Below are 9,978 nucleotides of genomic sequence, written 5' to 3' on the forward strand. Positions count from 1 at the left end.
ATTCTGCAACAACAAAAAATTTTATAAAAAACAGCATCAAAGCAACAGAGTCCATTGCAATTGTAACGGATTTAAAACCAGGATATGATAAAATAATGAGAGAAATTGGATTTGATCACCAACACTGTACATTTCATTTATTATTAAATATCAATGAAGAACTTAGGGAAGAACTAAAGCAAATACGCAAAGAATATGAAAGCAATCTAAAAAAACAAAACCCTAAGCTCTCAGAAACACAAATCAAAAAACAATCCAAAAACATGGATAAACAACTACAAAATATGAAATCAACGAATATTTAAGCATATTTTTACAATATTATTCAAAAAAGAAACCTACGAAGAAGCAATATGAATACATCAATTTCCTAAAAGAAAAATTAATAAACTTATCCACCAATTCTAGCAAAATACTTAAAGAAAAAATTCTTCCCAGAATACAAAAAATACATACACTTCCTTAAAAAAAGACACAAAGGAAAACTAGACTGTACTAACAATCAAATAGAAAATTACATTGGAAATACAATGCCCAAATCACACAAAAAGAAATTTAGAACATTAGAAGGAATATTCAATCAGATAATGCACCAAAAAGATGGCTGGATCGAAAAACGAAAACAAGAGCTAACAAATTGACAGTCCCCTTTTTAAAAAGTATTATAAACTATTAATAATAAAAAAAATATTATGTATAAAAAAATTTTATTACCTACTGATGGTTCTACATTTGCATCTGAAGAAGTTGAAAGAGCCACAAAATTATTATCTGATGATGGCGAAGTTATAATATTATCTGTTGCATCTAAATTAACAGCTACAACATTTCAAAGCAAAAAAGAAATTGAAAAAGTTAATCGTGCAATGTACGAAGAAGCTGAAGGATATGTTAATAGCATGGCAGAATTGTTTGATGAAGATATGCCTGTTACAAAAAAAGTAATTGTTGGTTTTCCAGCTGAAGTAATCTGTGAATTTGCTGAAGAAGAAGACATTGATTTAATCATTATTTCTGCATCAGGTAAAAGTGGATTTCATAAATTGATTATTGGAAGCGTAGCCGAAAAAGTACTTAAAACAACACAAAAAGATGTTTTATTAGTTCATGGTAATTAATTTTTTTGGAGATTATCTATGAAAAAAACAATAATTCTAGTTTTTATAGTTTTACTTATAATAGCTATTGGATCATTTGCATATATATCAGCTAATACTCATCCAACTAAAATTAATGTAGTTAGTAATTCTACTCTTAAAAATGGGGATAATGTGGAATTAGAACTTAAAGATGATTATAGAAACTATTTAGCTAATGAGAGTGTTGATGTTAAAATTATAGATAATAATGGCTGGGCTAATAAATCAACAGTTGTTACTGATAATATGGGCCATGCATCAGTAAAATTAAATGCTTTAGAAAATGGAAATTATACCGTGCATTGTAATTATAATGGAACAATGTTTTTAAAAGCATCTAAAACAGTTCAAAATTTAGTAATAGATGATGGATATTAATTTTTTTTGTATTATTTTAAATAATATAAAATAGTAAGGGATTTTAATGACATTTAATAAAAGATTGAAATCATTTAAGGATTGTACTTTAAATTCTGCTATTTATAATGTTTATTATAATGAAGAAATCGATGATGAAATTGTTTATTTAGAGTCAAAAGATGGACTTGATTTTACAGGCAATATTTTTAGAATTGCTGAGGAATTATCTTCAGAAGAATATAATAATTTAAAAATTCATGTTCATGCTAAAAAACAAGTTATTCCTAAAATTAAAAGATTAATTAAGAATTATGATTTAAATATTCATAAAATCATAGAAAAAGAAGCAATTGCAACTAAAGTTTTAGAAAAAGCAAAATATATTTTCACGGATTCGGGTATAAGACCGAAATATGTTAAACGCCCAGGACAGATATTTATTAATACATGGCATGGAACACCTTTAAAATTAATGGGAATAGATAATATTGCTGAGGAACATACAATTGCTAATGTTCAGCATACTTTAATGTCTTCTGATTATTTATTGTATCCTAATGAATATATGTGTGAAAAAATGATGAGTGCATATATGATTGATGAGATATACTCTGGGAAAATTTTATTTGAAGGATATCCTCGAAATAGTGTTTTTTTTGATGATATTCGTAGATATGAAATTAAATCTAAATTAGGATATGTTAATAAGGAAATTTTTATTTATATGCCTACATTTAAAGGAATTTTAATGGATAGGAAAGATAATGAGCAAAAAAACATGATTGAAAATTTTTTATTTGATTTAGATAAAAAATTAAACGACAATCAAATTTTTCTTGTTAAATTGCATGTTTTAAACCAGTCAAAAATTGATTTTACTAAATTTAATCATATTCATACTTTTCCTGAAGATTATGAGATATACGATGTGTTAAATATTGCTGATGTTTTGGTTACTGATTATTCTAGTGTATTTTTTGACTTTGCAAATACTAGAAAGAAGATTGTTCTTTTTAATTATGATGAAGAGGAATACATGAAAGATAGGGGAACTTATTTTGCTCTTGAAGAATTACCTTTTCCAAAAGTCCAAACTACAAATGATTTAATAAATGAACTTAATTTAGGTAAAAATTATGATGATTCTAATCTTATAAATAAATTTTGTCAATATGACAGACCTAATGCAGTAAAATATCTTTGTAAACACATAATTAAGGGTAAAAAAATATGCAAAGAAAAGAAAATAGATGTTAATAAATCTAATATTTTAATTTATGCAGGATTATTTTTTAATAGTGAGCTTTCTTCTTCTTTAATCGATTTTTTGTCTAAATTAAATACAAACGATTTTAATTTTTATATTTCATTTAAACAATGGGATAAAAATATTATTAATAATCATGAAAAAATTTTTAAAAGTATTCCAAAGGGAATTAAATATATGCCTTTGAGATTTTATTTTAATCCAACTATTTCAGAAAAACGAGCTTTCAATAAATATTTTAACTCAAATAAATGTGAAAAATGTCCATTAATATTATATGATTCATTTAAACGATTAGTTGATAGACAATATCCAAATTTTCCTTTTGATTGTGTAATTGATTTTGATGGTAGTGGAGATATTGAATCATGGATGTTTTCTAATGTTAGTGCAAAAAAAATTATTTGGGTTCATAATGATGTTCCTAAAAATATAAAAAATTATCAATTTAAAGAATTATATTCTTCTTTTGATTATATTATTGTTGATTCTCCAGAATTAATAGCTTCGATAACTAGAATAATAGGGAAAAATGATAATATCGTTGTTAATAAAACAGAAGAATATAAAAATATAATTTACAATGCTTTTTCAAAAACTTAGATGATTTCACTTTAAACAAGTTTTTTACTAAATAGATTATCGTGAAAAATTTAAGTTCAGAGATTAATCAAAAAATAATTTATCTCTTAAGTTTTTGAAAGTGCCATTTATAACTATTAGAAACATATATAATAGTGATATTATGATATTTACAAGTGTAATTATTCCATTTAATAAAGGAAAAAGATATTTAAAAGACTGTTTAAATAGCTTAAATGAAGAAAATTTGAGTGATATTGAAATTATTCTCATTATAAATGGAAACCAAGAAGATATAAATGATTTATTAAAAAATCATGATAATTTAAATATAATTGTAAAATCATTTGATTATGAAATGGGTGTTGGAAAAGCTAGAAATGAAGGTTTAAAAATAGCTACTGGTAAATATATTTATTTTATGGATAGTGATGATTATTTATTCCCTAATTCATTATCTAAACTTATTGATGTTGCACATAAAACTAATGGGGATTTTATAAATGGCGAGCGAATAAACACTCCTTTTATTAAGGATCGTTTTGAGGAAATATTTGAAGAAAAATATGATGCTCCTTTAAAACAAGATAAATTAAGTGATTTTGAATTTGCAATTTCATTATTAGTGGGTAAAAGAACAAATCATGATGAAGTTTTATCTGTGCTCAATTCTTTAATAAAAAAGGATGTTATTGAAGATAATGAGTTTATTGATTCTACTTATCATTGTGATTATGATTTTATTATTGATATAATGGATAATATTAATAGTTTTTATGGAGTAGAAAATGCGGTTTATGCTAAAAGAATAAGGGATGATCCTATAAATTCACCTTCTTTAAATCAAGAAATGAAAAATAATAGTCCATTACAATTTTATGAAGATTATAAAAGAATATTTAAAATTATTAGCAATAAAAATGAAGAAAAATATAATTGTCTTAAATTAGAAATGGTTAAAAGCTTTTATAATTATTATTGCAAGGTATTTATACCTAATTTTTTAGATAATCCTGATAATAGTTGGAGAGGATTTTATTTTGATACAATGGTTGAAATTTCTAAAGATTTTAACTTAATTAGTATTAATTTTTTTAGAAAAAAAGAAATTAAAGCTTTACAATCAAAAAATAAAAGTTCTTTTAGAAAGCTAGTAAAAATAAAATCTAATCATGAAAAAATTGTTAAAATGTTTAAAACTCCATGGAGGTTTAAAACAGCTATTTACAATAAAATTTATAACAAAAATAAAATAAAAGATAACCAAATTCTTTTTGAAAGTTTTAGAGGAGATTTCTATTCTGATAGTCCTAAATATCTTTATGAATATTTATATGAACATTACAGTGATGATTTTGAATTTGTATGGGTTATTAATGATTTTGATACTAAAATTCCAGGAAATCCTAAAAAAGTAAAAAGATTCTCATTAGAATATTATAAAGAATGGGCTTGTTCTAAATATATTGTAATAAATGGAAGGCAAAATGATAGATTAACAAAAAAAACGAATCAAATTTATATTTCTACCTGGCATGGAACTCCACTTAAAAAATTAGGATTGGACATCGGTAATGTACATAGTATGGATCCAAATATAAAAAAATCATATATTCATGTAGGTAAAGAATGGGATTATTTAATATCTCCTAATGAATATTCAACCAATATTTTAAAAAGTGCTTTTGCCTATGATGGTGAAATACTTGAAATGGGTTATCCGCGTAATGATATATTGTATAATGCCGATGAGAAGAAGATTAATCATATTAAATATGATTTAGAATTAGACAATGATAAAAAAATTATTCTTTATGCACCTACTTGGAGAGATGATGAGTATTATGGTGCTGGACAAATGAAATTTCAATTAAAGTTGGATTTAGCTAAATTAAAAGAATCACTGGGGGATGAGTATATCATCCTTCTTAGAACTCATTATTTCATTGCTGATCATCTAGATTTAAGTGGTTGTGAAGGATTTGCATATGATGTAAGTAAATATAATGATATTGCAGAGTTATATTTAATTAGTAATATTTTAATAACCGATTATTCTAGTGTATTTTTTGATTTTGCTAACCTTAAAAAACCTATTTTATATTATACCTATGATTTAGAAAAATATGAAAGTTTACTTAGAGGATTTTATATTGATATTCGTAATGACGTTCCAGGACCATTATTAAAAACTACTGAAGAAGTTATTGGCAGTATCAAGAATATAGAATCTTTAAAAGAAGAATATGCTGAAAAATATGAAATATTTTATAATAAATTCTGTAGCTTAGATGATGGAAATGCATCTAAAAGGATTGTTAAGAGAATATGGAATAAATGAAATTTTAATTGTAATTGTGAAATTATGGTATTTATAAGTATAATCATTCCATTTAATAAAGGAAAAAGATATTTAAAAGATTGTTTGGAAAGTTTAAAAGAGCAAAATCTTTCAGATGAAGAAATTATTCTTATTATTAATGGAAATAATGAATATATTGATGATTTATTAAATGATTATCCAAATATCATAATAAAATATTTTGATAATGAAATAGGGGTTGCAAAAGCTAGAAATGAAGCTTTAGAAATAGCAACTGGTAAATATATTTATTTTATAGATAGTGATGATTATATATTTTCAAATGGATTATCTAAACTTATTGATGTTGCACATAAAACTAATGGGGATTTTATAAATGGAGAAAGGATAAATACTTATTATATTAAAGATCGTTTCTTGGAAGAATTTGAATTAACAACTCCATTAAAAAAGAAAAAATTAACCAATGAAGAATTTTCATTTAAACTTGTTGTAGGTGAAAATACATTGGGGCTAGAATTATTATCAGTTCTTCATTCATTAATTAAAAAAGATAAAATTAATAATTTAAGATTTAATGAATCAAAAAGGTATAATTCAGATTATGAGTTTATGATAGATGTTTTAAATAATTGTAATACTTTTTTTGGTGTTGAAGATGCAATTTATGCAAAAAGAATAAGTGATGATCCTATTAATTTAAAATCTTTAAATCAAGAAGAAAAAGAAGATGAATTTTTGATTTATTGCAGTGAATATAAACAATCTAAAAATAAATTAACCAATGATTTAATTAAACAAGAAATGGATAATAAGCTATTTAATTATTACTATGTTGATTTTGCAAAAAACTTTATTAGTAATCCTAATAATAAATGGCGAACAATTTATTTTGATGAGTTATGTGAACTTGCTAATAATTTTAATCTAAAAAACATTAACCTTATTCAAAAAATCGAATTTAAAGCATTGAAATCCAAAAATAAAAAGATTATTCAACATTTAGCTAGAATTAGAATTAATTATCATAGAACCAAAGTTTTAATAAAGGAATTAAATAGATTTCCAACATTTATTTATCAAAAAATTTTAAATAAACGAAAAATAAACGAAAATAAAATTATTTTTGAAAGTTTTAGTGGTAACTTTTACTCGGATAATCCCAAATATTTATATGAATATTTATATGAACATTACAGTGATAATTTTGAATTTGTATGGGTTATTAATGATAAATCCAAAAAAATCCCAGGAAATCCTAAAAAAGTAAAAAGATTTTCTCTAGATTATTTTAATGAAGTAGCTACTTCGAAATATTTGGTAACAAATACTCGACAAGCTGGAAGATTTATAAAAAGGTCTAATCAGATTTTAATTTCCACATGGCATGGTACTCCTCTTAAGAAGTTAGGTTTTGACATTGGAAATATTTATTTAAATAATCCTAGAACTAAAGAAAGATATCTTAATGATTCTAAACAATGGGATTATTTTATTTCTCCAAATAAGTATTCAACAGATATTCTAAAACGTTCATTTGCTTATGATGGTGAAATGTTAGAAAAGGGTTATCCTAGAAATGATATATTATACAATATATCTGAGGATAAAATAAATTCTATAAAAAATACTTTAAATATCCCTAAAAACAAAAAAATTATTCTTTATGCTCCAACATGGAGAGATGATGACTCTTATGATGTTGAAAAAGTGAAATTTCAATTAAAACTAGAATTAAATAAACTTCAAGAAGCATTAGCTGATGAATATATAATACTTGTTAGAACTCATTATTTAATTACAGATTCCGATGTTTCAGATTATAAAAACTTTGCATTCGATGTTAGTAATTATGATGATATTGCAGAATTATTCTTAATTAGCGATATTTTAATTACAGATTATTCTAGTGTACTTTTTGATTTTGCTAATCTTAGACGACCTATTTTATTTTATACATATGATTTAGAAGAATATGAAAGTGAAATTAGAGGATTTTATATTGATATTCATAATGAAGTTCCAGGACCATTATTAAAAACTACCGATGAAGTAATTAATGCTATAAAGAATATTGAAGATATATCTGAAGAATATAAAGAAAAATATGATGATTTTTATAATAAATTTTGTATGATTGAAGATGGGAATGCATCTAAAAGAATTGTGGATGCAATATGGGTTAATGATTAATTCTATTTTCATTTATTTTGTTATTTTAATTTAAAAGTACATTTATCAATTAAAACTTTCATTATAAATATTATGATAAACAAATATATAGTTAATTTATAAAACTAATATTTTTATTTTAAATAATTATAGTGGAGAGAAATTTCATGGAGAATTTAAAATTTAAAAATCCAGTATTTGTAACAAGACCCTTATTACCATCTATTGATGAATATGGCAAAAGAATAAAAGAAATTTGGGAAAATAAATGGCTTACAAATCATGGCCCTTTAGAGCAGGAATTACAATTAAAATTAAAAAAATTTTTAGGTGTTAAAAATATTGAATTGTTTGCAAATGGCCATATTTCTCTCGAGTTAGCTATAAAAACTTTAAATTTAACTGGGGAAATAATCACTACCCCATTTACTTTTGCATCAACAACACAATCTATTATTAACAATGGATTAACTCCAGTTTATGCGGATATTGATGAAGAATATTATAACTTAAATCCAGACAATATTGAAGAATTAATAACGGATAAAACTACTGCAATAATGCCGGTTCATGTTTTTGGAAATCCATGTGAAGTAGAAAAAATTGATAAAATTGCTAAAAAATATGATTTAAATGTTATTTATGATGCTGCTCATGCGTTTAATGTTTCAATTAATGAAATACCAATTGGTAATTATGGTGATTTAAGTATGTTTAGTTTTCATGCAACTAAAGTTTTTAATACTGTAGAGGGCGGTGCTTTAGTTTTTGAAAATGATGATTTTAATTATAGACTTAAATCAATTAAAAATTTTGGAATAACTCCTGATACTGAGGAAGTTCAATTTTTAGGTCAAAACGGTAAAATGAATGAATTTGAAGCAGCAATGGGTATTGTTAATTTAGAAAATGTGGAAAATGCAATATCTAAAAGAAAACAACTTTATGAAAAATATTTAGAGTCATTATCTTATTTAGAAAATAATTCAAAAGTAAAAGTCATTAGACCTAAAGATAATGTTGATTATAATTATGCTTACTTCACTATAAAGTTAAATTCTAATAAAGAAAGAGATTATATTTTTGATAAATTACCAGAATATAATGTTTATGCTAAAAAGTATTTTTATCCTCCTTGTAATGAGTTTCCCGCTTATGATTTTAAGAAAAACACTCCAATAGCAAAAAATGTTAGTGATACAATTCTTTCACTTCCATTATATGTTGGTTTAGAACTAAATGATGTTGAAAAGATTTGTAAAATTATTGAATTTGAATTAATTGAATTTAATAAATAATTTAAAATAAAAAAGATGTTCGTGGAATATTTATGAATATGAAAAGTTTAGCTAAACATATAAAAAACAAGAGTAGGAATCGAGCAAAAATAATAGCTAAAAAAACATTTAACAAATCTTTTAGTTTTTATTCAAAGCCATATATTAATTTAGATTCAGATAATAATGAAATTAAGATTAATTTTAAAAAAAATTTATTTAATCCAAATTTTTTCATTGAAATTAAACATAGAAAAACTGGAAAAAGATTAGAAAGAAAAATTGAATCTAATCAGGTAATTTTTTCTTTAAACGAATTAATAGAAATGGAAGATTGTGGCATTTTTGATTTTTATATTTCGATTAAAGGAAAGTTATGTCATAAAAAAAGGATAATGTATTCACACAACAATCAATTTTTTAAAGTAGTTTCAAAAGAAAAAAGTAGAGTGTTAAAAGCATATTCTACTAAGCATGGAAATTTATCATTAGAGCTAAAAAAATATATTTTTGATTGTAATATCTCTAATTTAGAAGTTAATAATGATAAAGTATTAATTAAAGGAAATTTAGAAATTTTAACTAATGATATAGATAATGTTAGTAAAGTCTTATTAATTGGGAGAAATCGTTTAGATAATAATAATAATAGTTTTGATATGAATTTTGATTGTTTGGGTGATGGTTGTTTTTGTTTTGATGGTTTTTTGGATGGTGTTAGGTTTTTTGAGGATAGGGTTTTGAATTTGAGGTTGGATTTTTATATTCGTGTTTATGATGGTGATGTTTATTATGAGAGTTTGATTGATTTGTCTAATTTTAAGAGTTTTGAGAATGATGAGGATCGTTTTTTGATTA

Annotated in this window: 7 protein-coding genes and 1 pseudogene; all 8 read left to right on the forward strand. The window is 23.7% G+C overall.

The genetic code is table 11. The features are described 5' to 3' along the window. Positions 1 to 305: pseudogene (locus MBORA_RS10855) on the forward strand (hypothetical protein); the annotation flags it as partial. A gap of 387 nt (positions 306 to 692) precedes the next feature. Next, positions 693 to 1,118, forward strand: coding sequence for a universal stress protein (locus MBORA_RS07175; protein ID WP_063720452.1), 426 nt, complete (start codon positions 693 to 695; stop codon positions 1,116 to 1,118). Positions 1,119 to 1,136: 18 nt separating this feature from the next. Continuing rightward, on the forward strand, positions 1,137 to 1,517 hold the full coding sequence (locus MBORA_RS07180; RefSeq protein WP_052331783.1) for a hypothetical protein: 381 nt from the start codon (positions 1,137 to 1,139) through the stop codon (positions 1,515 to 1,517). A 46-nt stretch (positions 1,518 to 1,563) separates the two neighbouring features. Then, on the forward strand, positions 1,564 to 3,369 hold the full coding sequence (locus MBORA_RS07185) for a CDP-glycerol glycerophosphotransferase family protein (protein WP_042692539.1): 1,806 nt from the start codon (positions 1,564 to 1,566) through the stop codon (positions 3,367 to 3,369). A gap of 142 nt (positions 3,370 to 3,511) precedes the next feature. Further along, a complete protein-coding gene (locus tag MBORA_RS07190; protein ID WP_063720453.1) occupies positions 3,512 to 5,689 on the forward strand; it encodes a CDP-glycerol:glycerophosphate glycerophosphotransferase in 2,178 nt (725 codons plus the stop codon). A gap of 24 nt (positions 5,690 to 5,713) precedes the next feature. After that, a complete protein-coding gene (locus tag MBORA_RS07195; RefSeq protein WP_063720454.1) occupies positions 5,714 to 7,864 on the forward strand; it encodes a bifunctional glycosyltransferase/CDP-glycerol:glycerophosphate glycerophosphotransferase in 2,151 nt (716 codons plus the stop codon). Between the two features lie 146 nt (positions 7,865 to 8,010). Next, positions 8,011 to 9,141: a DegT/DnrJ/EryC1/StrS family aminotransferase gene (locus tag MBORA_RS07200; protein WP_063720455.1), complete on the forward strand. Its 1,131-nt coding sequence runs from the start codon at positions 8,011 to 8,013 to the stop codon at positions 9,139 to 9,141. 32 nt (positions 9,142 to 9,173) lie between these two features. Next, on the forward strand, positions 9,174 to 9,978 hold an 805-nt coding region (locus tag MBORA_RS07205), incomplete at its 3' end, for a hypothetical protein (RefSeq protein ID WP_156482701.1).

The organism is Methanobrevibacter oralis (assembly GCF_001639275.1).
Taxonomy (GTDB): Archaea; Methanobacteriota; Methanobacteria; order Methanobacteriales; family Methanobacteriaceae; genus Methanocatella; species Methanocatella oralis.

Excerpts from the sequence above, each read along its gene's own strand:
- MBORA_RS07190 (WP_063720453.1), top strand. The coding sequence starts at position 3,512 with ATGATATTTACAAGTGTAATTATTCCATTTAATAAAGGAAAAAGATAT.
- MBORA_RS07195 (WP_063720454.1), top strand. The coding sequence starts at position 5,714 with ATGGTATTTATAAGTATAATCATTCCATTTAATAAAGGAAAAAGATAT.
- MBORA_RS07180 (WP_052331783.1), top strand. The coding sequence starts at position 1,137 with ATGAAAAAAACAATAATTCTAGTTTTTATAGTTTTACTTATAATAGCT.
- MBORA_RS07200 (WP_063720455.1), top strand. The coding sequence starts at position 8,011 with ATGGAGAATTTAAAATTTAAAAATCCAGTATTTGTAACAAGACCCTTA.
- MBORA_RS07175 (WP_063720452.1), top strand. The coding sequence starts at position 693 with ATGTATAAAAAAATTTTATTACCTACTGATGGTTCTACATTTGCATCT.
- MBORA_RS07185 (WP_042692539.1), top strand. The coding sequence starts at position 1,564 with ATGACATTTAATAAAAGATTGAAATCATTTAAGGATTGTACTTTAAAT.